Annotated in this window: 23 protein-coding genes, 2 tRNA genes and 1 pseudogene; 8 read left to right on the top strand and 18 right to left on the bottom strand. The window is 70.5% G+C overall.

Annotated elements, in window-relative coordinates:
- Positions 1–64 precede the first annotated feature (64 nt).
- The 5 genes from ABD883_RS06540 to aceE form a co-directional block, all read right to left on the bottom strand.
- The gene (locus ABD883_RS06540; RefSeq protein WP_137319601.1) at positions 65–316 is read right to left on the bottom strand and encodes an acyl carrier protein; all 252 of its coding nucleotides are present in this window, start codon (positions 314–316) and stop codon (positions 65–67) included.
- Between the two features lie 158 nt (positions 317–474).
- Positions 475–1,476, bottom strand: coding sequence for a beta-ketoacyl-ACP synthase III (locus ABD883_RS06545; RefSeq protein ID WP_345030865.1), 1,002 nt, complete (start codon positions 1,474–1,476; stop codon positions 475–477).
- A gap of 17 nt (positions 1,477–1,493) precedes the next feature.
- Positions 1,494–2,414, bottom strand: a complete 921-nt coding sequence (locus tag ABD883_RS06550) for an ACP S-malonyltransferase (protein ID WP_345030868.1) — start codon at positions 2,412–2,414, stop codon at positions 1,494–1,496.
- Positions 2,415–2,451: 37 nt separating this feature from the next.
- Positions 2,452–3,684, bottom strand: coding sequence for a PucR family transcriptional regulator (locus ABD883_RS06555; protein ID WP_345030870.1), 1,233 nt, complete (start codon positions 3,682–3,684; stop codon positions 2,452–2,454).
- A gap of 143 nt (positions 3,685–3,827) precedes the next feature.
- On the bottom strand, positions 3,828–6,587 hold the full coding sequence (aceE, locus tag ABD883_RS06560; protein WP_345030872.1) for a pyruvate dehydrogenase (acetyl-transferring), homodimeric type: 2,760 nt from the start codon (positions 6,585–6,587) through the stop codon (positions 3,828–3,830).
- 339 nt (positions 6,588–6,926) lie between these two features.
- Between aceE and ABD883_RS06565 the strand changes: the two genes are divergently transcribed.
- The 3 genes from ABD883_RS06565 to ABD883_RS06575 all read left to right on the top strand — a co-directional run bounded on the left by ABD883_RS06565 (position 6,927) and on the right by ABD883_RS06575 (position 8,389).
- Complete coding sequence (locus ABD883_RS06565; RefSeq protein ID WP_137319605.1) at positions 6,927–7,373, top strand: DUF3052 domain-containing protein; 447 nt, start codon at positions 6,927–6,929, stop codon at positions 7,371–7,373.
- Between the two features lie 6 nt (positions 7,374–7,379).
- The gene (locus ABD883_RS06570) at positions 7,380–7,847 is read left to right on the top strand and encodes a redoxin domain-containing protein (protein WP_345030874.1); all 468 of its coding nucleotides are present in this window, start codon (positions 7,380–7,382) and stop codon (positions 7,845–7,847) included.
- Between the two features lie 149 nt (positions 7,848–7,996).
- The gene (locus tag ABD883_RS06575; RefSeq protein ID WP_345030876.1) at positions 7,997–8,389 is read left to right on the top strand and encodes an HIT family protein; all 393 of its coding nucleotides are present in this window, start codon (positions 7,997–7,999) and stop codon (positions 8,387–8,389) included.
- A gap of 183 nt (positions 8,390–8,572) precedes the next feature.
- Here the strand turns inward: ABD883_RS06575 and ABD883_RS06580 are convergent.
- Positions 8,573–8,649, bottom strand: a tRNA-Pro gene (locus ABD883_RS06580).
- A gap of 202 nt (positions 8,650–8,851) precedes the next feature.
- Between ABD883_RS06580 and ABD883_RS06585 the strand changes: the two genes are divergently transcribed.
- Positions 8,852–9,337, top strand: coding sequence for a TetR family transcriptional regulator (locus ABD883_RS06585; RefSeq protein WP_345030878.1), 486 nt, complete (start codon positions 8,852–8,854; stop codon positions 9,335–9,337).
- Positions 9,338–9,412: 75 nt separating this feature from the next.
- On the opposite strand, the gene ABD883_RS06590 is transcribed toward ABD883_RS06585, so the two are convergent.
- The 6 genes from ABD883_RS06590 to ABD883_RS06615 form a co-directional block, all read right to left on the bottom strand.
- Positions 9,413–9,760 (bottom strand): winged helix-turn-helix domain-containing protein, encoded by a 348-nt coding sequence (locus tag ABD883_RS06590; protein WP_345030881.1) that lies wholly within the window; start codon positions 9,758–9,760, stop codon positions 9,413–9,415.
- A 23-nt stretch (positions 9,761–9,783) separates the two neighbouring features.
- Positions 9,784–10,215, bottom strand: coding sequence for a hypothetical protein (locus ABD883_RS06595; protein WP_247618621.1), 432 nt, complete (start codon positions 10,213–10,215; stop codon positions 9,784–9,786).
- 90 nt (positions 10,216–10,305) lie between these two features.
- A complete protein-coding gene (locus ABD883_RS06600) occupies positions 10,306–11,247 on the bottom strand; it encodes an aminotransferase class V-fold PLP-dependent enzyme (protein WP_345030885.1) in 942 nt (313 codons plus the stop codon).
- 118 nt (positions 11,248–11,365) lie between these two features.
- A complete protein-coding gene (locus ABD883_RS06605) occupies positions 11,366–11,806 on the bottom strand; it encodes a pyrimidine dimer DNA glycosylase/endonuclease V (protein WP_345030887.1) in 441 nt (146 codons plus the stop codon).
- Positions 11,807–11,817: 11 nt separating this feature from the next.
- A complete protein-coding gene (locus ABD883_RS06610; RefSeq protein WP_295686957.1) occupies positions 11,818–12,942 on the bottom strand; it encodes an alcohol dehydrogenase catalytic domain-containing protein in 1,125 nt (374 codons plus the stop codon).
- 148 nt (positions 12,943–13,090) lie between these two features.
- Positions 13,091–13,777, bottom strand: coding sequence for a hypothetical protein (locus ABD883_RS06615; protein WP_345030890.1), 687 nt, complete (start codon positions 13,775–13,777; stop codon positions 13,091–13,093).
- Between the two features lie 305 nt (positions 13,778–14,082).
- Here ABD883_RS06615 and ABD883_RS06620 point away from each other — a divergent pair, with 305 nt between their 5' ends.
- The 3 genes and pseudogenes from ABD883_RS06620 to ABD883_RS06630 all read left to right on the top strand — a co-directional run bounded on the left by ABD883_RS06620 (position 14,083) and on the right by ABD883_RS06630 (position 15,840).
- Complete coding sequence (locus ABD883_RS06620) at positions 14,083–14,505, top strand: hypothetical protein (protein ID WP_345030892.1); 423 nt, start codon at positions 14,083–14,085, stop codon at positions 14,503–14,505.
- On the top strand, positions 14,505–15,197 hold the full coding sequence (locus ABD883_RS06625; RefSeq protein WP_345030895.1) for a sensor histidine kinase: 693 nt from the start codon (positions 14,505–14,507) through the stop codon (positions 15,195–15,197). Before ABD883_RS06620 ends, ABD883_RS06625 begins: the two co-directional genes overlap by 1 nt.
- A pseudogene (locus ABD883_RS06630) lies at positions 15,194–15,840 on the top strand (response regulator). Before ABD883_RS06625 ends, ABD883_RS06630 begins: the two are co-directional and overlap by 4 nt.
- 133 nt (positions 15,841–15,973) lie before the next feature.
- On the opposite strand, the gene ABD883_RS06635 reads toward ABD883_RS06630, so the two are convergent.
- The 4 genes from ABD883_RS06635 to ABD883_RS06650 all read right to left on the bottom strand — a co-directional run bounded on the left by ABD883_RS06635 (position 15,974) and on the right by ABD883_RS06650 (position 18,582).
- Positions 15,974–16,651, bottom strand: a complete 678-nt coding sequence (locus ABD883_RS06635) for a YoaK family protein (RefSeq protein WP_345030897.1) — start codon at positions 16,649–16,651, stop codon at positions 15,974–15,976.
- Positions 16,652–16,677: 26 nt separating this feature from the next.
- Positions 16,678–16,754: transfer RNA gene (locus ABD883_RS06640), tRNA-Val, on the bottom strand.
- 179 nt (positions 16,755–16,933) lie between these two features.
- The gene (locus tag ABD883_RS06645; protein ID WP_345030900.1) at positions 16,934–17,485 is read right to left on the bottom strand and encodes a GNAT family N-acetyltransferase; all 552 of its coding nucleotides are present in this window, start codon (positions 17,483–17,485) and stop codon (positions 16,934–16,936) included.
- Between the two features lie 5 nt (positions 17,486–17,490).
- On the bottom strand, positions 17,491–18,582 hold the full coding sequence (locus tag ABD883_RS06650) for a helix-turn-helix transcriptional regulator (RefSeq protein ID WP_345030902.1): 1,092 nt from the start codon (positions 18,580–18,582) through the stop codon (positions 17,491–17,493).
- A 59-nt stretch (positions 18,583–18,641) separates the two neighbouring features.
- Here ABD883_RS06650 and ABD883_RS06655 point away from each other — a divergent pair, with 59 nt between their 5' ends.
- On the top strand, positions 18,642–19,661 hold the full coding sequence (locus tag ABD883_RS06655) for an SDR family oxidoreductase (protein WP_345030904.1): 1,020 nt from the start codon (positions 18,642–18,644) through the stop codon (positions 19,659–19,661).
- Between the two features lie 6 nt (positions 19,662–19,667).
- Here ABD883_RS06655 and ABD883_RS06660 read toward each other — a convergent pair whose 3' ends face one another.
- Positions 19,668–20,066 carry an ectoine synthase gene (locus tag ABD883_RS06660; RefSeq protein ID WP_345030907.1) on the bottom strand — a complete coding sequence of 133 codons (399 nt, stop codon included), beginning with the start codon at positions 20,064–20,066 and terminating at the stop codon, positions 19,668–19,670.
- A gap of 192 nt (positions 20,067–20,258) precedes the next feature.
- Positions 20,259–21,773, bottom strand: coding sequence for a fatty acyl-CoA synthetase (locus ABD883_RS06665; RefSeq protein ID WP_345030909.1), 1,515 nt, complete (start codon positions 21,771–21,773; stop codon positions 20,259–20,261).
- Positions 21,774–21,848 lie beyond the last annotated feature (75 nt).

The following is a 21,848-nucleotide window of genomic DNA, read 5'->3' on the forward strand; positions in this document are numbered from 1 at the left end:
AATCAGTAGTGCGGTGCCGCGGGGCGACCCGGTGTGTCCGGGGCCGCCCCGCAGCAGGGGACCGTCAGGCCTGCTGGGCCTTGACGATGTAGTCCACGGCGTCCTGGACGGTGACGAGGTCCTTGACGTCGTCGTCCGGGATCTTCACGCTGAACTTCTTCTCGGCGTTGACGACGATGGTCATCATCGAGATCGAGTCGATGTCGAGGTCGTCGGTGAAGGACTTGCTCGGCTCGACGGCCTCAGGAGCCAGTCCGGTCTCCTCGTTGACGATCTCGGCGAGTCCCGAGAGGACTTCGGCTTCGGTGTGTGCCATTTTCCTATCCTTCTTTCTCATGTGGTCCGCCGGCCCGAGGGGGTCGGACGGATTTCGCGTGGAACGTGATTCGACGAGTGTCCCGTCAGAATCCTACGACATCGGCCCTGCCGGGCCGAGGTGCGTCGCCGCCCCACCGGTGCGGGCGGCGTTCCGGTTCAGGGGAGGACGATGACCTGCGCCGCGTAGACGAGGCCGGCGCCGAAGCCGATCTGCAGGGCGAGCCCGCCGTGGAGCTCCGGGTGCTCGCGCAGCAGGCGCTCGGTGGCGAGCGGGATCGAGGCCGCCGAGGTGTTGCCGTTGTCCGCGATGTCGCGGGCGACGACGACGGAGTCGGGCAGCTTGAGCTGCTTGGCGAGCTCGTCGATGATCCGCATGTTCGCCTGGTGCGGGACGAACGCGGCGAGGTCCTGCGACTCGATGCCGGCGACCTCGAGGGCCTCCTTGGCGACCTCGGCCATGTCCCACACGGCCCAGCGGAACACGCTCGGCCCGTCCTGGCGCAGGGTCGGGAACGGGGTCTCGCGGTCGTCGCGCAGGTCGAGGAAGGAGTTCGTCATCCGGATCGTCTCCCAGTTCTCGCCCTTCGAGCCCCACACGCTCTGCGCGATGCCCGGGGTGTCGGAGGAGGTGACGACCACCGCGCCGGCGCCGTCGCCGAGCAGGAAGGAGATCGTGCGATCCGTGGGATCGATGAAGTCGGAGAGCTTCTCCACGCCGATGACGAGGATGTTGTCGAGCGTGCCGGAGCGCACGAGGCCGTCGGCCTGGGCGATCGCGTAGCAGTAGCCGGCGCAGGCCGCGGAGATGTCCCAGGCCGGGACCGGGCCGGTGCCCAGCCGGGTGGTGAGCGCGGAGGCCGCCGACGGCGTGGGCGTGCCGAAGGTCACCGTGGCGATGAGGACGGCGCCGATGTCCTCGGGCTTGAGCCCGGCGTTGGCGATCGCCTCGACCGCGGCCTCCTCGCACATGTCGAGGACGGCGACGTCCTCGCCCGCGCGATGACGGGTGATTATGCCGGTGCGCTGCCGGATCCACTCGTCGGACGAGTCGATCGGGCCGACGAGGTCGGCGTTGGGCACGGCGTGCTCGGCGCGGTAGCCGCCGATGCCGGCGATCCGCGAGAACCGATTGGGTGCCGGGGTCTGCAGTGTGGGCATGGCTCTTCCTCCTTCGTTCACGCCTGGGCGTGGGTCTGCGCGAATGCGCGGGCGGCCTCGAGGTCGTCCGCGGATTTGAGCGCCAGCGTCTCGACGCCCTTCATCGCGCGGCGGGCGAGCCCGGTGAGGGTGCCGCCGGGCACGAGCTCGATGAGACCGGTGGCGCCCATGTCGAGGAGCTGCTGCTGGCACAGGTCCCAGCGCACGGGGCTCGTCACCTGGTCGACGAGCAGCCCGAGGTACTCCGCACCGGAACCCACCGGCCGGCCGTCGGCATTGGTGAGGATGGTGATCTGCGGGTCGTGCACCGTCAGGGTGCCGGCGAGATCCCGCAGCGGCTCCTGCGCGAGGGCCATGTACGCGGTGTGGAAGGCGCCGGCCACCGGCAGCGGGATGACGCGGGCGCGCTCGGGGGCGTTCTCCACCAGCGCGTCGATGTTCTCCAGTGCACCGGCGGCCACGGTCTGCCCGCCGCCGTTGATGTTCGCCGGTGCGAGACCGGCGGCCTCGATCGCGGCGAGCACCTGATCCGGGTCGCCGCCGACCACGGCGGCCATCCCGGTCGGGGCGGCCGCGGAGGCCTCGGCCATGCCGGTGGCGCGCACGCGCACGAACTCCATCGCGGCCTCGGCGTCGAGGATGCCGGCGATCTGCGCGGCGGCGATCTCCCCGACGGAGTGGCCTGCGACCGCCTGCGGGGCGGGCAGGTCGCGCAGGAGCTCGCGGGAGGCGGCGATCGCGGAGGCGACGAGCAGCGGCTGCGCGAGCGCGGTGTCCTTGATCGTCGCGTCGTCGGATTCGGTGCCGTGGAGCCTGAGGTCGATCCCGGAGGCCGCGGACAGCGCATCGATGGATTCGGCGAAGCCGGGGAGCTCGAGCCAGGAGCTGAGGAATCCGGATTTCTGGGCGCCCTGTCCCGGGCAGGCGATGACGAGCACTGGTGAGGGGTCCTCTCGGTCGACGTTCTGGTCCAGCTTAGGTCAGGGGACTGCCGGGCACAGTGGATTTGTGTCCGTTCGACAATTGCCCGGCCTCGGACAGTCGTCCGTACACCAAGGCGATCCGCACGACGAAACCGGCGCGCGCCTCGGTCGGGTCGATGCCGATGAGACCGGTGATCTTCCGCAGCCGGTAGCGCACGGTGTTGGGGTGGACGTGGAGGGCCTTCGCGGTGGTCTCCAGGGAACCGCCGAACTCGAGGTAGGCCGCGACCGTGTCATGGAGCTGCCCGGAGCCCGCACCGAGCGGCTCGTAGAACCGTGAGATGAGTTCGGCGACGGCGCTGCGGTCCCCGGCGATCGCCCGCTCCGGCAGGAGATCGGCGGCGTGGACCGGGCGCGGGGTGGCCGGCCGGGCCGCGGCCGTCCGGAGCGCCCAGACGGCGGCCGAGGCCGAGGTGCCCGCCTCGGCCAGCGAGTCGACCCGGGGTCCGATGATGACCTCCGAGGGGCCGAAGTAGTGGGCGAGCGAGGTCGCGGTGCGGTCGATGTCCTCGACCCCGCCGAGCACGATGAGGAGCCGGTCGTCGTGGACGCCGAGGAGCGCGTCCTCCGCCCACTTCTGGGCGGCCCGTCGGATCTCGTCGATGCTCCGGTGGGCGCTGCGCTTGGGCGCGCGGCCGACGAGCACGTGGACGGCGCCGTCGGAGCGCCAGCCGAACGCCGCGGTGCGGCTGGCGAGCTCGTCGACGGAGTCCCCGCGCACGAGCGCGTCGATGACCATCGCCTCGAGCCGGGCGTCCCAGCTGCCGCGCGCCTCGGCGGCCCGGGCGTAGACGTCCGCGGCGGCGAAGGCGATCTCGCGGGAGTAGATGAGCACGGCCTCCTTGAGGGCGGACTGCTCGGAGGGGCGGGCGAGCTCGGTCACCCGCTCCTCGACGACCTGCACGACGACCCGGAGGAGCTGCAGGGTCTGCTGGAGCGACACCGAGCGCACGAGCTCGCGCGGGGCGGACTTGAAGATGTCGCCGACCACGCGCAGCGGCGTCTGGGGTTTGCGGTACCAGTCGATGAAGGAGGAGATGCCGGAGTTGGCGAGAACGACCACCCAGCCGCGGTCGGCCGAGCTCATCGCCCGGTACCAGGGGAGCTGCGCCTCGATGCGCTGGAGGGTGAGCTTGGAGAGCACGGCCTGTCCGGCCTTGAGCCTGCGGCTGGTCTCGGCGCGCCCGCGGATCGCAGCGGACTGGGCATCGGCGGCTGTCGGCATGATCCCCACTGTAACCGCAGACCGACAACTTTCTTGTGCCCGGACCACAAGACGGGCCGCGGAGGTCTCCCTCCGCGGCCCGTCCTGTGATGCCGCCGGTCGCAGCGAGCAGCGGTGCCGGTCGCTCGTGCCGGTCAGTGCGGTCAGGCGCTGGCGCCCTCCGTCGAGCCGGTGGCGCCGGCCCGCGGATCGTCGAGCTGGTACTTCTTCGCCGCCTCGGCAGCGGTCGACGGGTCGATCTCCCCGGTGTCGGCGAGGCTGATGAGCGCCTGCACGACCACGGAGGGGGCGTCGATGAGGAAGTGGCGGCGGGCCGCCGGGCGGGTGTCGGAGATCGCGTAGCCGTCCGCGCCGAGCGAGGTGAAGTGCCCCGGCACGTACTGGCGGATCATGTCCGGCACGGTGCGGGTGTAGTCGCTCGTCGCGATGATCGGACCGCGCGCCTCGGCGAGCTTCGCGGTGACGAACGGGATCCGCTTCTCCGCGGCCGGATCGAGCAGGCGCTCGTCGTCGCAGGCGAGGCCGTCGCGGCGCAGCTCCTGCCACGAGGTCACCGACCACACGTCGGCGCTCACGCCCCAGTCCTCGGCGAGGAGGCGCTGGGCCTCGACGATCCACGGGACCGCGACGCCGGAGGCGAGCAGCTGGACCTTCGGGCCGTCGAGCTCGGGGCCGTCGGCGAGCTTGTAGATGCCCTTGAGCACACCTTCGACGTCGATGTCCTCCGGCTCCGGCGGCTGCACCATCGGCTCGTTGTACATCGTGATGTAGTACATGACGTTCGGGTCGCGGGAGTCGTCGGGCCCGTACATCCGCTCGATCCCGTCGCGCACGATGTGGCCGATCTCGTAGGCGTAGGCCGGGTCGTAGGAGATGATCGACGGGTACGTCGAGGACAGCACGTGGGAGTGCCCGTCACCGTGCTGCAGGCCCTCGGCCACGAGGGTGGTGCGCCCGGCGGTCGCGCCGAGGATGAACCCGCGGGCCATCTGGTCGCAGGCCGCCCAGAAGGCGTCGCCGGAGCGCTGGAACCCGAACATCGAGTAGAAGATGTAGAACGGGATCAGCGGCTCGCCGTGGGTGGCGTACGAGGTGCCCACCGCGGTGAGCGCGGCGGTCGAGCCGGCCTCGTTGATGCCCATGTGGAGCAGCTGGCCGTCGGTCGCCTCCTTGTAGGCGAGGAACAGGTCGCGGTCGACGGAGACGTAGTTCTGCCCGTGCGGGTTGTAGATCTTGGCCGTCGGGAAGAACGAGTCCATGCCGAAGGTGCGGGCCTCGTCCGGGATGATCGGGACGATCCGCGGGCCCCACTCCTTGTGGCGCATGAGGTCCTTGAGGATCCGCACGAACGCCATGGTGGTGGCGATCTCCTGCTTGCCGGAGCCCTTCTTCGCGCCGGCGAACTCCTTGTCGCCGGGCAGCGCGAGGTCGACGTACTTCGAGCGGCGCTCGGGGGTGAACCCGCCGAGCTCGTGACGGCGATCGAGCAGGTACTTGATCTCCGGTGCGTCCTCACCGGGGTGGTAGTACGGCGGGATCTTCGGGTTCTCCTCGAGGTCCTTGTCGGAGATCGGGATGGAGAAGTGGTCGCGGGCCATCTTGAGGTCCTCGAGGGCCATCTTCTTCATCTGGTGGGTGGCGTTGCGCGCCTCGAAGTGCGGGCCGAGCGAATAGCCCTTGACCGTCTTGACGAGGATCGCGGTCGGCTGACCGGTGTGGTTCATCGCCTGCTGGTACGCGGCGAACACCTTGCGGTAGTCGTGGCCGCCGCGCTTGAGCTGCCAGATCTGCTCGTCGGAGTAGTCCTCGACCATCGCCTTGGTGCGCGGGTCGCGGCCGAAGAAGTTGTCGCGCACGAATCCGCCGGACTCGCCCTTGTACGTCTGGTAGTCGCCGTCGGGGGTGGCGTTCATGAGGTTGACGAGCGCGCCGTCGCGGTCCTTGGCGAGCAGGGCGTCCCATTCGCGACCCCAGATCACCTTGATGACGTTCCAGCCGGCACCGCGGAAGAACGCCTCGAGCTCCTGGATGATCTTGCCGTTGCCACGCACCGGGCCATCGAGGCGCTGGAGGTTGCAGTTGACGACGAAGGTGAGGTTGTCGAGCTCCTCGTAGGCGGCGGTCTGGAGCATGCCGCGGCTCTCCGGCTCGTCCATCTCGCCGTCGCCGAGGAATGCCCAGGTGTGCTGCTGGGAGGTGTCCTTGATGCCGCGGTTGTGGAGGTACTTGTCGAACTGCGCCTGCGCGATCGCGTTCATCGGGCCCAGGCCCATCGACACTGTGGGGTGCTCCCAGAACTCGGGCATGTGCCGCGGGTGGGGGTAGGACGGGATGCCGCCGGGCTTGTCGCCGATGCGGTGGGAGACCTGCTGGCGGAAGCCGTCGAGCTGGTCCTCGCTCAGCCGGCCCTCGAGGTAGGCGCGGGCGTACATGCCGGGGGACGCGTGGCCCTGGTAGAAGATGTGGTCGCCGCCGCCGGGGTGGTCCTTGCCGCGGAAGAAGTGGTTGAGGCCGACCTCGTAGAGGGTGGCGGCGGAGGCGTAGGTCGAGATGTGGCCGCCGACCTCGATCCCGGGTCGCTGGGCGCGGTGGACCATGACAGCGGCGTTCCAGCGGATCCAGCGGCGGAAGCGGCGCTCGACGTCCTCGTCGCCGGGGAACCAGGGCTCGTCGTCGGGCCCGATGGTGTTGACGTAGTCGGTCGCCGTGAGGCTGGGCACGCCGAGGCTCTTCTGGCGGGCGCGCTGGATCAGCCGGAGCATGACGTAGCGGGCCCGGGTCCGGCCGCCGTCATCGACCAGGGAGTCGAGGGACTCGAGCCATTCCTGGGTCTCTTCGGGGTCGATATCGGGAACGTGGCTCGGGAGACCGTTGAGAATCGGTCCGCTGCTCTTGTTGACCACTTCGTGGAGTCCTCTCGGTTCGACGGGGTGCCGTCGGCGGACGGGCGGGAACGTGGGCGCCGGTGCTGGATGAGCGCCGTCGGCCATCTCCGCCTCAGGGGCTCCTCCCAGCCTAGTCCGGTTTCGCCGCCGTGCGTAAGGGTGCGCGTGTGGCGGCGGTCTCCCTCCCGCGGAGCATCCTCTCTGTCCCGCGGCGGGGCACGCACCGGGCGTGTGGACGGTGCGCGGCGGGCGAGCGGCGGGCCGGGGCGGCGTCCCTGAGTATCGATTGTGTGAATTCTGACCGGTGTCCGAGCGATGTATTTGCCCCCACAGCAGTCGGGCGTGGACAATGTGCGCATGAGCACTACGCCTTCCGAGAGGACACTGCACACATCCGAGGCTGACCTCGGGGAACTCAAGGACAGCCTGGGCCTCAAGGCCGGGCAGTACATCCAGGAGCTCGGGTACGACGACGACGTCGACTTCGACCTCCGCGAGGTCATCGAGGCGATCACCGGCGAGGAGATGGCCGACGACGATGTCGACGACGTGTTCGATGTCGTCGTGATGTGGTGGCGCTCGGACGACCCGGACCTCACCGACGCGATCGTCGACGCGCAGACCATGCTCGGCCAGGGCGGCTTCGTGTGGCTGTTCACCCCGAAGGCCGGTCGTCCCGGCCACATCCCGCCGGCCGACATCTCCCATGCGGCGCCGACGGCGGGCATGCACCTGACGAAGACCATCAGCGCCGGACCGGACTGGTCCGGGTTCCGGCTGGTGGGCAAGAAGAACTACAGCTGAGCGCCGGTGCCCGCCCTCGCCGTCGGATCGATCGCGCCGGAGTTCGCGCTGCGATCGCAGTACGGCGAGCCGCTCGAGCTCGCCGCGCTGCGACGCGAGGGGCCGGTGCTCCTCGTGTTCTACCCCTTCGCGTTCTCCGCAGTGTGCGGGGGCGAGATGCATGTGCTCCGGGAGCTCCACGAACACTTCACCGCCGCCGGCATCACCGTGATCGGCGTGTCCGTCGACTCGAAGTACGCCCTGCAGGCGTGGTCTCTGGACATGGGCATCCCGTTCTCCCTCGCGGCGGACTTCTGGCCCCACGGTGAGGTCGCCCGCGCCTACGGCGTGTTCGACGAGGAGCGCGGCATGGCGACGCGCGGCACCTTCCTCATCGGCACGGACGGCACGGTGGAGCAGGTGCTCACGGGCCCGGTGGCCGAGGCGCGCGATTTCACCGTGTTCCTGCCCGCCGGGCCGCCTCCGCCGGATTGATCTCCCGTCGGTGCCGGCTCCGTACCGCGGGGTCCCGCACCCGGTGCAGGCGGCGCCGGCGCACCTCTCCCGCCGGCCGAGCGCTGTCGGCCGTGCACCCCTGTATTCCACGAACCGCTATCCGCTATCCGCAACCGGAAGGACTGATCATGGCAAGCATCTTCACGAAGATCATGGCAGGGGAGATCCCCGGCGCCTTCGTCTACGAGGACGAGAAGTGTGCGGCGTTCCTCGACGTCGCCCCGATGACCGATGGGCACGTGCTCGTGGTCCCGCGCGAGGAGATCGACCACTGGATCGACCTGCCCGAGGACCTCGCCGCGCATCTGTTCGCGGTGGCGCAGAAGATCGGCGTGGCGCAGAGGACGGCGTTCGGCTGCGAGCGGATCGGTGTGATGATCCAGGGCTACGAGGTGCCCCACGTCCACATCCACGTCTGGCCGACGAATGCGATCAAGGACTTCGATCCCGCGAACAAGGGCCCGATGGCCGAGCCCGAGGTGCTCAAGGCCAACGCCGAGCGCATCACCGCCGCCCTCTGACGAGACCTCGATTTCAGAAGGTTCCTGAGAGCTGGAACGCCGTTCTTCGCAATCTCGACGCCGCTCGCCGAGACTGCAATATCTGGTGGAACCGCTCTCAGGAACCTTCGAAAATTGCTGTTTCACGGGGATGAGAAAACCGGCCCGGATCAGCGTTTGTGCTGATCAGAGCCGGTTTCCGGATGGTCGGGATAGCGGGATTCGAACCCACGACCTCCTCGTCCCGAACGAGGCGCGCTACCAAGCTGCGCCATATCCCGATGCGCGAAGCAAGAACAACTATAACCACACCCGGGGGATTCGACCAATTCGGCTCCGTCCCCTTCGCGCGGCCTGTGATCGGTGTCACTCGTCGCGGTGTCCGGGCCGGCGGGCGGCCCGGCTCGAGCGGGTCTGGTCGAGCATGTCTGATAGGAATGGAACGGCCGCACGCAGGGAGTCGAGGTGCAGGGAGGAGCGGGTATGGCATTGACCCCGGAGTCGATCACCGACACCGCGCTCGAGGTGCTCTCCCGGTTCGGCATGGGCGACCTGTCGATGCGCCGGCTCGCCCGGGAGCTCGACGTGCAGCCCTCCGCCCTGTACTGGCATGTGAAGAACAAGCAGGAGCTGTTCGCCCTCGTCGCCCGCCGATTCACCGAGCAGGTGGATACCCGGTGCCCGGCCGCAGCGAAGCCCGCACCGGTGGTCGTCGCCCTCGCCCTGCGCGAGGTGCTCCTGAGCTACCGCGACGGCGCGGAGATCCATCTCCTCGCCTACGCCCTCGAAGCCGAACGCGCCGTGCCCGAGGCGCTGGCCGCCGCCCTCGACGGGCACCGGCTCGCGGCGACCATGGGGTTCGTGCTCGGCCAGGTCGCCGTCGAGCAGAACCGGTCGATGCTCGGAGTCGACGATCCCGACGCCGAGGACACCTTCATCGGCGGCCTGCGCGCTCTCCTCGGCACATGACGAGGGCCGCCCCGGTCGGGGCGGCCCTTGTTCGACCGGTGCTCCGCAGGCGGAGCGGATCTGTTGTCGTCGAGCTCAGTCCTCCTGCTCACCGAACTGCGCCTCGGCGATGGTGCGGAGGGCGGCGAGGTGCCGGGTGAGGGCTGAGCGCCCGTCCTCGGTGATCGCCAGCCAGGTCCGGGGACGCTTGCCGACGAAGCCTTTCGATACCGTGAGGAGCCCGGCCTTCTCGAGAGTCGTCATCTGCCGGGAGAGCACCGAATCGGAGACCCCGAGCGTCTCGCGGATGAGCTTGAACTCCGCGCGCTCCCGGTTCTGCAGTCCGGCGAGCATGGCCAGGCGGGTGGGATGGTTGAGGTCGGGGTGGAGGGCGTCGAGCGTGCCGGCGATGTCGGCCCCCGACGTCGAGTTCTTCGTGTCCATGACGCGGTCTCCTGTTCTGCGACTCAGTCGCGCAGTTCGAGAAGGGCAGCGATCGGCGTGGCGACCCAGATCGCGGCCGCGGCCGCGAACGGCACCCAGCCGAATCCGAGCACTCCGACCGTGGAGACGCCGAGGACCAGGCACAGCGTGGCGAACACGACGAATCCGACGAACCGGAAGGTCGTGCCGCGCTGCCAGCCCTTGGCGTACCGGAAGTAGAGGATGAACGCGGGCACGAGCCAGGCGAGCCCCGCGCCGACCATGAGCGTCCCGCCGGTGGTGGTGCCTGCGACGACCTGGGCCAGGAGCGCGAGCGAGAGGACGGCGCCGAGCACCATCTCGAGGACGACGATCGGCCAGGCGTCGGACTGCTTGGCGCTGCGGGTCGAGGCGTCCGCGCGTTCGACGAGTGCGGCTGCTTCGGCGGGGGAGATGTTCGTGTGCTGGGTGTTCATGGCGGTTCCTCCTGGTGTGGATGTGCTGTTGGAACCACCGTAGCAAATAGTTTCCGGTATGGAAAGTAGTTGCGGAAATGCCACTACTTTTCAGGACGTGAGGACCGCGAGGGCGGCGGCGACATCCTCCTCCGTCGAGTACAGGTGGCAGGACAGCCGGATGCTGCCCCCGCGCACCGCGTGGCTCACCCCTGCCTCGTCCAGCGTGCGGCTCGCTCCGTCGAATCCGTCGAGGGAGAGGATCGGCGAGTCGCCCGGCGGCAGGCCGAGGCCCGCGCGCAGGCGGTTCGCGAGGCCGACCGCGTGGGCGCGCACGGCCTCGAGGTCGAGGGAGGCGAGCCAGGGGAGCGCGACCCCGGCACCCACGTGGCTCAGCCACGCCGGCGAGGCGTCGAAGCGCCGGGCGTCCGCGTGGAGTTCGGGTGTCAGGCCGTACATCGAGCCCTGGAGGTCGGCGCCGGCGTACCAGTTCGCCGCGAGCGGCCTGATGCCCGCCGCGGTGGCGGGTCGGAGCGCCATCCAGGCGGCTCCGCGGGGGCTCAGCAGCCATTTGTAGCCGGCGCACACCACGGCATCCGCCCAGTCGAGATGCAGGGGCATCCACCCGGCCGTCTGCGTGACGTCGAGCAGCACGCGGGTGCCGGCGCGCTCCGTCGCCTCCCGCAGGCCGTCGAGGTCGATCATTGCGCCGTCCGTGGACTGGGTCACGCTCACCGCCACCCAGTCGTAGCCCGGGGCGGCCCCCGGCAGCTCGGCGAGCGGTCGGGAGTCCACGACGACGCCTCGGGGGCGGTGGACGACGAACGGGTAGGTCACGCTGGTGAACTCGTCGTCGGCGACGAGCACCCGGGCCCCGTCCGGCACCGCTGCGGCGACGAGCCCGATGAGCGCCGAGGCGCTGCCGCCGATCGTCACGCTGCTCACCGGCACCCCGATGAGATCGGCGTACCCCTGGAGCGCGGCCGCGACGGGAGGGTCGTACTCTGCGACCGTCGTGCGTCCCTGCGCCCAGCGCTCGAGTGCCGTCCTCATCGCCTCCGCGACGCGGCCCGGCGGAATACCGATGCTCGCGGTGTTGAGGTATCCGGTCGGAATGTCGACGGTCTCTCCCCAGCTGTGACGCATGCCACTGGGCCCTAGCATCCGAGGCTCAGCCGCGCTCCCATTCCGCGCGCGGCCCGGGCACCGCGAACATGAGCGGGTGGAGCGCTGGCACGTCACCGTCCCGCGCCCGCTCCGCGCAGGCCTCGGCGTGCGCGGGGCTGCGGATGCTGAGCTTGGCCAGCAGGTGGTCCCACTCGAACGCGATCTGCCCCTCGGCGACCTCGATGGTGCCGTCCCACGCGTCGTCGACGATGAGGCCGCGGTTGAAGGTGTAACCGCGGGCATCCGCCTCGGCGGCGAGCCCGGAGAGGTAGGCGCCGATCGCGGCGACCGGCGCGTCGAGCTCGCGGAAGCGCACGAGCTGCGGGTGGCTGCGGTACCCACGGGTCTGCCCGCGCAGCACCTTCTGGGCGAGCAGCGTCTCCCGCCAGCAGGCGATGAGCCCCTGCCGGTCGAGGTGGGAGGGGTGGAGCGACCAGATGCGCACAGGACCCGCGCTCAGCCGGTGGGCGCGGTCTCGTCGAACAGGATGACCTGCCGGACCGCCCGTCCGTCGGCGAGGGTGTCGAGGGCGGCGTTGATGTCGGCGAGCCCGATGTGCCCGGAGATCAGCTCGCCCACCGGGAGCCGCCCGTCGCGCCAGAGCCCTTCGTAGACGGGGATGTCCCGGGCCGGCACCGCGGAGCCCAGATAGGAGCCGATGATCGTGCGCGCCTCGGCGGTGAGGGTGAGCGGCGCGATCGAGGACCGGGCATCGGGGGAGGGCAGGCCCACCGTGACCGTCGTGCCGCCCACCCCGGTGAGCCGCACGGCGGTCTCGAAGGCCTTGGGGTGGCCGGCGGCCTCGATGACGACCGGGGCGCGCACCTCGGCGTCCTCCGCCTCCTCGGGTGTGTGGACGGCGTCCGCGCCGAGCTCGGTGGCGCGGTCGAGCTTGTCGCGGTTCGCATCGACCCCGATGACCTTCCCCCGGCCCAGGGACACGGCGGTGATGAGCGCGGCCATCCCGACCCCGCCGAGGCCGACGACGATGACGTCGTCACCCTCGGCCGGGTCGCCGGCGTTGATCACAGCGCCGCCGCCGGTGAGCACGGCGCAGCCGAGCACGGCCGCGATGTCCGCGGGCACATCGTCGCCGACGGGCACCACGGAGGTGCGGTGGAGGACTGCATGGGTGGCGAAGCCGGACACGCCGAGGTGGTGGAGGACGTCCTCGTCGCCGCGGTGGAGGCGGATGTGGTCGCCGACGAGGTGTCCGGCGTTGTTCGCCGCGGTGCCGGGGGTGCAGGGGAGCTTGCCGTCGGTGCGGCAGTTCGCGCACTCCCCGCAGCGCGGCAGGAACACCGTGCTGACCTGCTGGCCGGGGGCGAGGTCGGTGACGGCCGACCCGACCTCCTCGACGATCCCGGACGCCTCGTGCCCGAGCAGCATGGGGACGGGGCGGACGCGGTTGCCGTCGACCACGGACAGGTCCGAGTGGCACAGGCCGGCGGCGCGGATCCGGATGCGCACCTCCTCGGGTCCGGGCGGATCGAGCTCGAGCTCCTGGACCCGCAGCGGTGCGGACTCGGCGTAGGGGCGCGCGGCCCCGATCTCCTCGAGGACAGCTCCGGTGATCTTCATCCTGGCTCCTTCTCCTGTGTGCCGCCGCGTGGGGGCGGATGCGTCGTCGTGCATCCGACGCTACCGGTTCGCGGGCGCCGACGGCAGGGGCACCCACCGACCGGTGGATGCCCCCTCCGTCCCGTCCTCTCGGCGGGGCGACGCGTCATCAGGTGTGCTGAGGACTCCCACGCCCCACGGTGACATCACTCGGGGTGCGGTCCGCGCGCCTCGGGAGCGGGTGTGCGCCGTGGAGCACGCTCGCAGCAAGACCCGTGCAGGCGCCGAGCAGGAGCAGGCCTGAGAGGTAGGTCGCCCACTCGGTGAAGTTGCCGCCGACGAACTCGACGAGGACGAACGCGATGAGCACCGGGCCGGCCCAGCGCGGCGCGGTGCCGGAGCGGAGGTGGGCGATGCCGAGGAGCACCAGGCCCACCACCGTGCAGATCAGGCCGGCCATCATGAATGGCATCAGCGGCAGGTAGGACTCGAGCCGGCCGGCGGCCGCGAGGTTGGCGGTGGGGTCGGCGGCCAGCGCGTGGCGCGCCATCTCGACCCCGCAGAACACGGTGTGGCCGAAGCCGCCGAGGATGGCGAGTGCACCGCCGATCGACGCCAGCCCGGGGGTGGCCGGATGGAGCCAGACCGCGACTCCGACGAAGGCGATCATGAAGGCGAGCTGGCTGAGGGTGAGCGCCAGGACGGCGATCGGGGCGGTGGCGCCGGCGTCGGCGATCACGAGCAGGCTGTTCTGGGGGTCGACGGCGCTGTCGGGGAGGAGCAGTGTCCAGACGATCGACAAGGCTGCGAAGAGGACGAGGCTGATGGCGACGAGAAGTCGAAGTTTTCTGTTCATGTCTCCAGCACACCACCGCAGAGCGCGCCCGGCATCGGCCCCGGGTCGTGCCCGGTGTCCTCCGCGGGATGAGCCTGAGGCTGCTCGATGTCACCCATGGTTGACTCCCGCGGCGGCCTGCCCGTGCAGCACCGAGATCCGCGCGGACCGCCTCGGCGCCGGGAACGCCACCAGGGAGGGCCCGGGGAGCAGTGAGCACCACTGTTGTATGGTCCGAAGATTGTCATCCGTGGGATGATGCCACGGGTGCCCGACCGGCCTACCGTGAATATATGGAGCGGCACCGGTCCAGGATCGTCGATCTCATGATCGCCCTCGCTGTGCTCGTGGTCGGCCTGCTGGAGGTCTGGGTCCCGTTCGTCTCCCGTGAGGGGGACGGAAATCTGTGGCTGTCCTCGGCGCAGGTCGTCATCGTGGCGGCGGCCATGGTGGTGCGCCGCACCCGTCCGCTCATCGCCGCCGGGGTGGCCCTCATCCTGTTCAGCGGTCTGCACATCGCCGGGGTGACCTACCTGCTGTTCTACGGACAGTTCGTCCCGATGGTGCTGACGACCTTCGCCGTGGCGCGCCACGGAAAGGGGCGGGAACCCTACCTCGGAGCGGCGCTGATCATCGGCACCATGCTCGTCGGCGACCTGCTCGTGCCGGAGCTGCAGGTCCCTGACGAGATCGTCTTCCACTGGAGCGTACTGTTCGGCGCCTATGCCCTGGGACCTGGCAGCGGGTGATGGCGAACCAGGCCGCGCTGGCGCGGCAGCAGGCGATCGACGCCCAGGTTCAGGCCGCGGCCCGGACCGCACAGGCGAATCTCGGGGAGCGCACCCGGATGGCGCGCGAGCTGCACGACGTGGTGGCCCATGCGATGAGTGTGATCGTCGTCCAGGCGGGAGCGGCCCAGCTCGTCAGCGACGACGAGGACGAGGTGCGTCGTTCGCTCGAGACGATCCGGCTCACCGGGGCCGAGGCGCTGGGGGAGATGCGGCGGTTCGTCACGATGCTCCGGGATCAGGACGAGACCGCTCTGCGCGTGCCGCAGCCGGGACTGGCCGCGGTCACGCAGCTCGTCGACGACGCTCGCGACAGTGGGCTCCCGGTCACCCTCGCGGTGCACGGCACTCCAAGGGGCCTGCCGGCGGGGATCGACCTCGCGGCCTCTCGGATCGTCCAGGAGGCGCTGACCAACGTCCGGCGGCACGCGACGGGTGCAGCGGCGGTCGAGGTGACCGTCGATCATGCGGAGGACGGGCTGCACCTGGGGGTGCGCGATGACGGGATCCCCGTGGCCGGGACGACCGGTTCGGACCACGGCCTGATCGGGATGCGCGAACGGGTCGAGCTCTACGGCGGATCCCTGCGCGCCGGCCCGGCGGATCCGCGCGGCTTCCTCGGAGAAGCCGTCCTGCCGGTGGAGCGATCGTGACCACCTCGGTGCTCATCGTCGACGACCAGGAGCTGCTCCGGGCGGGATTCCGGCTGATCCTCGAGAAGTCGGGGTTCGACGTCGTCGGGGAGGCCGCCGATGGGTCGAGGCCATCGAGCGGGCGAGGGCGCTGTCCCCGGACGTCGTGCTCATGGACATCCGGATGCCGCGCCTGGACGGGATCGAGGCCACCCGCCGGATCGTGGCGCAGCTCCCCGCGACCAGGGTGCTCGTGCTCACCACCTTCGATCTCGACGAGTACGTCTACGACGCCGTGCGGGCAGGAGCGTCCGGTTTCGTGCTCAAGGACCTGCGCCCGGCCGACCTCGTCCGGGCCGTCGAGATCGTCGCGACCGGCGAGTCGATGCTCGCCCCGCAGGTCACCCGACGACTGCTCGAACAGTTCGCACCGCCGCCGTCGCAGGCAGTGGCGCTGCCCGTGTTGACGGACCGCGAGACGGAGGTGCTCACGCTCATCGCGGCGGGGAGGTCGAACACCGAGATCGCCGGTCTCCTCTTCCTCAGCGAGGCGACGGTGAAGACCTACGTCTCGCGGCTGCTCGCCAAGCTCGGCCTGCGCGACCGGGTGCAGATCGCCGTCCTGGCCTACGAGAGCGGACTCGTGCTGCCCGGATCGGGGTGACCGGCGGTGTGAGTGCGGGACGCCGATGTCCCGCCGCCCGGGAAGGCGATCCACTCCGACCAGGTCACGGCCGCACCTACATAGCGCGGCCGCTCGAGCCGCCAGTCGCGGGCGACTGTGGAGCGTGCCGGGGCTACACCGGGAGTCCACGCCTGCGCCGCCGCGCGCGGTTGGCGAGCGCGGCCGCGGTGCCGAGGAATACGAGCGCGGTGACGACCCAGACCGCGCGGATCCCGAGGGCCAGGTAGCACAGGCCTCCGAGCACCGCTCCGAGGGCGAGCGAGAGCCAGAGAAGGAAGTACCCGAGCCAGGCGGAATGGGCACCGCCGAAGAAGGCGCCGACGAATCGCTGCGACATCTTCACCAGGGTGCCTGTCATGTAGGTCAGAGAGATCGCGACCTCGCCGTCGCGTTCGAAGATGCTGTTCATCGAGCCCACGGTGAAGGACAGGCTGAGCACCGCGGGCAGATCGTGCCCGGCGAGGACCAGGGCCGAGGCGATCATCGCCGTGAGGCAGACGAAGAGGAGGACGAGCTCACGCGGTCGGGTGGGCGGCAGGTGGCGGTGGGCGAGTCGACTGACGAGTGAGCCGATCATCACACCGAGGAGGAACAGGGCCATCACCCCGGCCGCCCGTCCCACCACGTCCCAGCCGCCCTCGACAGCAGCTGCGGTCATTCGGGTGGTGTTGCCGGACATGAAGGAGAGGAAGAACCCGCCGAGGTAGAGGAAGCCGAGCGCGTCGATGAACCCGGTGATCGACGACAGGTACCACGCGAGCACACGTTCGCCGAGACGGTACCCCTCCAACGACGTGTGCCCTTCCTGCCGATATGTGGTGGGCCCAGAGGGACTCGAACCCCCGACCCTCTCGGTGTAAACGAGATGCTCTAGCCAACTGAGCTATAGGCCCCGACCGCTGTCCGCGCGCATCCGGGAACCGAAGGAATCGGTCCCGGTCAGCCCGCGCTGACAGCGGAATCAGTATGCCACACCGCCGACGGCGCTGCAGGGCGACGACACGGCCGCCCGGCGGCACCGGGTGCCGCCGCCGTCCGACCCCGCCGGCTTCCTTTCCCACCATCGCCTCGGTCATCCCGGCAGCGCATCGGTGGACAGGGCGCCGTAGACCACGGTGTCCGTCCACTCGCCCTTGCTCCACCAGTTCTGCCGGAGGTGCGCCTCGCGCGTCATTCCGATCCGCTCAGCCAGCCGCGCCGAGGCGGTGTTCCGGGCATCCATCTGCGCGGCCACCCGGTGCAGGCCGTAGGTCTCGAACCCGGCCCGGAGCAGCGCCCCGGCGGCTTCGGCGGCGAAACCCCGCGCGCCGTGCCTAGGGTCGAGCACCCAGCCGATCTCCGCCACCGGGAGCTCCTCCTCGGTGAGCCACAGGGCGACGTCGCCGATGACCCGTCCCTCGTGCTCGATGACGAGGGCGAGCGCCCGCGCCGCGGTCTCCAGCCCGGTGCGCCGGGTGAGCGACTGCGACTGCTCGGCCGCGTACTCCGGCGTCCACGGCTCCTCGAGCAGGTGCACCGCGACCTCGGGCCGGGAGTAGTAGGCGAGCAGCGAAGCGGCGTCGTCGAGGCGGTGCGGGCGGAGCGTGAGCCGCGGAGTGCACAGAGGCAGGGGCAGGGAATCCATGCCGGTCAGCCTAACGACTCACCCTCGTACCCTCCTCCGGGAACTCTTGTGCTCGGTTCACCACGCAGTGCATCCGGCACCGCGTCCGATCGAGCACCCGGCGCGTTGGCCTCCCACAGCTCGCGCGCGCGGCGGGCCACCGCATCGCGGATCGGGGTGGGGGAGAGCACCTCGACGCCGGGGACCTGGAGCAGCTGGGAGACGGCGATCGCTTGCGTCTCCATCGGCAGCTCGACCACGACCCGCGCTGCGGGAGCGCCAGTAACGCCGTCCACCGCATCATCTGTCACCGCATCGGCCTCCGCTGCCTCGAGCGCCGCCGAGGCGCCCGCCCCCGGGACGGCGTGCCGCAGAGCGGGCAGCGCGGACCGGTCCACCGCGACCCGCACGGTGATGCCGTCCAGGCCCCGTTCGAAGGCCGTCCGGGCCTGCGCCCAGTGCTGGGCCAGGGAGAATCCGGCGGGCCGCCATGCGGGCGCCTCCACCACCCGTGCGCCTGCGATCCGGGACACCCGGTAGGTGCGCAGCGCCCTGCGGTGCGCGGCGACGAGGTACCAGCGATCGGTCTTGAGGACCAGGCCGAGGGGATCGATGAGGCGCGACACGGCAGCGGCCCCACGCCGGTACAGCATCCGCAGGCGCCGCCCGGTCCAGACGGCCCGGGACACCGCGGCGAGCGCCGGCGGCTCCTCGGCCTCGGTGAACCACGCCGCGGCGTCGACGAGCACCCGCTGCTCGATGTGGTCGGCGACGTGCCCGTCCGCACTGGGTGGGTCGAGTTCCCCGCGCAGCCGGAGGCGGGCCGCCCGGTGCTCCCCGGCGAGGCCGAGCTCCCGCGCTGCGGTCTCCCCGAGGAGCAGTGCGGTGATCTCCTGCTGCGGCATCCCGGTGATCGGGGACGACCAGCCCTCGACGATCCCGACGCCGCCGGCCGGACCGGTGCGCGTCCACACCGGCACCCCCATCGCCTGCAGCTCGGCGAGGTCGCGCTGCACTGTCCGCCCGGACACCCCGTGGCGCTCGGCGAGCACCCCCACGCTCGTGGTGCGCAGGCGCGAGAGATCCATGATGAGCGACAGCAGCCGGGTTGAGCGCATGCGCGAAGCCTAGGCCATTCACGACACGGTCTGTCGGGAATGGCTGGGACGTTGGAACCATGGACGAGACGAGCTCACCCCAGGAATCCCGCACCCCCGCACCCGGTACCGCCGGACCCGGCACCAGTGCACCCACCAACGCGCGCCCGCTCACCGGGCGGATCGCGCTCGTCACCGGAGCCACCCGTGGTGCCGGCCGCGCGATCGCCCGGGAGCTCGCCGCCGCCGGGGCTGAGGTCCACTGCACCGGGCGCTCCGCGCCCGGCGACCTATCCGACTACGACCGGCAGGAGACCGTCGAGGAGACGGCGGAGCTCATCCGCGCCGCCGGGGGCACCGCGCATGCCGCGGTCGTCGACCACCGGGACATCGCACAGGTGACCGCGCTCCTCGACCGGATCGAGGACATGCACGGGCGCCTCGACATCCTCATCAACGACATCGGGGGAGAGGCCTACGTCGAGTTCGACACCCCGCTGTGGGAGTACGAATTCGACCGCGGGATGCGGCTGTTCGAGACCGGGTACCTCACCCACCTCATCACCAGCCGCTGCGCTCTCGGCCTGCTCATCCGGAATTCCGGCGGTCTCGTCGTCGAGGTCACCGACGGCACGCGGGAGTACAACGCCGAGCACTTCCGCTCCACGGTGTTCCTCGACCTCACCAAGACCGCCGTGGACCGGCTGGCGTTCGCCGAGGGCCACGAGCTCCGGCCCCACGGCTGCACCGCGGTGTCGGTGACGCCGGGCTGGCTGCGATCGGAGATGATGCTCGACCATTTCGGCGTCACCGAGGACACCTGGGCGGCCGCCGCCGCAGCGAACCGCGGGCGCACCGACGTCGTGCCGCCCTACGAGTTCGGGATCTCGGAGACCCCGGCGCTGCTGGCCCGGGGGATCGCAGCCCTGGCCGCGGACCCCGAGCGCGCCCGGTGGAACACGCGATCGACGAGCTCCTTCGAGCTCGCCGGGCACTACGGGCTCACCGACGTCGACGGCTCCCGCCCGGACACGTGGCGCTTCATGGCAGCCTTCGAGACGCTGCCGGTCGAGTCGATCGAGACCGACGAGTTCCGCTGAGCCGGGTCAGCGAGCGGCGTCCTCGGTGACGAGCGGATAGACGCCGTTCTCGTCGTGGACCTCGTGGCCGGTCACGGGCGGATTGAAGACACAGGCCATGCGCAGCTCGGTCTCCGCGCGGACGGTGTGCTTCTCGTGCCCGTCGAGCAGGTACATCGTCCCGTCGCGGAGTTCGTGCACCTCGCCCGTCTCCTCGTTCGTCAGGGTGCCCGTCCCCTGGACGCAGTACACGGCCTCGATGTGGTTCTGGTAGTGGAACGTCGAGGTGGTGCCGGCGTAGATCACGGTGTCGTGGAGGGAGAAACCCACCCCGTCGCGGGCGAGCACCATGCGGCGACTGCGCCAGGTCTCGGACGTGACGTCCTGGTCGGTCCCGTTGAGATCGTCACGATCGACGATGAGCATCGTCCTCCTCTTTCGGTGGGAGCGACGGCAGCGCGGCCGCCGCAGATGGCACCTCCCACGCTGACGGAACCGGCCGACGACGTCAAGGAACGAAGGGTGCTGTCAGGAACGAACGGTGCTGCCAGGAACGGGTGACGAGCACGGCACCGGTTCCCCGCAGCTCGACCCCGCCGGTTCGAGCTCCCGGCCGCCTCAGCCGGTGCGCAGCGTGCGCTTGAGGATCTTGCCCGCGGAGTTCTTCGGCAGCTCGGAGACGAAGTGGACCGCCTTGGGCACCTTGAAGCCGGCGAGCCGGCCCTTGACGTGCTCGATGACCTGCGCCTCGGTGAGGGAGTCGTCCTTGGGCACGACATAGGCGGTGATCGCCTCGATCCACTTCTCGTCGGGCATCCCGATGACGGCGACCTCGGCGACGGAGTCGAGTTCGAAGATCGCGTCCTCGACCTGCCGGCTCGCGACGAGCACCCCGCCGGTGTTGATGACGTCCTTGACCCGGTCGATGACCTCGACGTACCCCTCGGCGTCCTGGATCACGAGGTCGCCGGAGTGGAACCAGCCGTCGCGGAACGCCTCCTCCGTGGCCTCGGGCTTGTTCCAGTAGCCCTCGCACAGCTGCGGGGAGCGGTAGAGGATCTCGCCCTGCTCGCCCGGTCCCACGTCCACGCCGGAGGGGTCGACGACGCGGGTCTCGGCGAACAGCACCGGGCGTCCGGCCGAGCCCAGCCGATCCTGGTGCTCCTCGGGCCTCAGCACCGTGGCGAGCGGGCCCATCTCGGACTGCCCGAAGCAGTTGTAGAAGCCGAGCTCGGGGAGGTGGGCGACGAGCTTGTGGAGCACGGGCCCGGGCATGATCGACGCCCCGTAGTATGCCTTGCGCAGGCTCGTGAGGTCCCGGGTCGCGAAGTCCGGGTGGTTGACGAGCGCGACCCACACGGTCGGAGCGGCGAAGAAGGTGTTGATGCGCTCGGCCTCGATGAGCTCGAGCAGCTCGCCGGGCACGGGGGCCGGCACGATGATGTTGAGCGCGCCCTTGATGAGCCCCGGGATGAGAAAGACGTGCATCTGCGCCGAATGGTAGAGCGGCAGCGCATGGACCTGCCGGTCGGAGGCATCGAAGTCGAGGACGTCGAGGCAGCTCATGTACTGGTGCATGAGCGCGCGGTGCGTCATCACCGCTCCCTTGGGCAGCGAGGTCGTGCCCGAGGTGTAGAGCAGCTGGGCGACGTCGGTGTCGGTGACGTCGAACTCGCCCATCGCCTCCGGAGCGACGTCCGGGGCCTGGACGGTGTCGAGGAGGTCCTCGAAGTCCGCTCGCAGCGCTGCGCGACCGGCCTCGGTGGCGTCGACATCGGCGGCCATCGCGGCGTCCGAGATCACCAGGCGAGCCCCGGAGTTGTCGAGGATGTACTCGAGCTCGTCGGTCTTGAGCTGGTAGTTCACCGGCACGTGGATGAGGCCGGCGCGCACGGTGGCGAAAAAGACGAGGGCGTAGAGGTCGGAGTTCCTGCCGTACGCGGCCACCCGGTCACCGTGCTCGAGCCCCTGGGCGAGCAGATGCCGGGCGAGCGCGGTCACCGCGGTGTCGAGCTCGGCGTAGGTCCACGTGCGGTCCGCGAAGACGAGGGCGGTCCGTTCGGGGGTGCGGCGGGCGGTGCGGCGGAGGAGGTCGGCGATGGTGCTGGATCGCAGCGCTGGGATCGAGTTCATGGCACCACCCTAATGTGCGCCGCGCCATCCTCCCAGGGCTGTCCGCTCTCCGAACGGCACCGTGCACCGCGCACC

The organism is Brevibacterium pityocampae (assembly GCF_039541555.1).
In the GTDB taxonomy this organism is placed as follows: domain Bacteria; phylum Actinomycetota; class Actinomycetes; order Actinomycetales; family Brevibacteriaceae; genus Brevibacterium; species Brevibacterium pityocampae.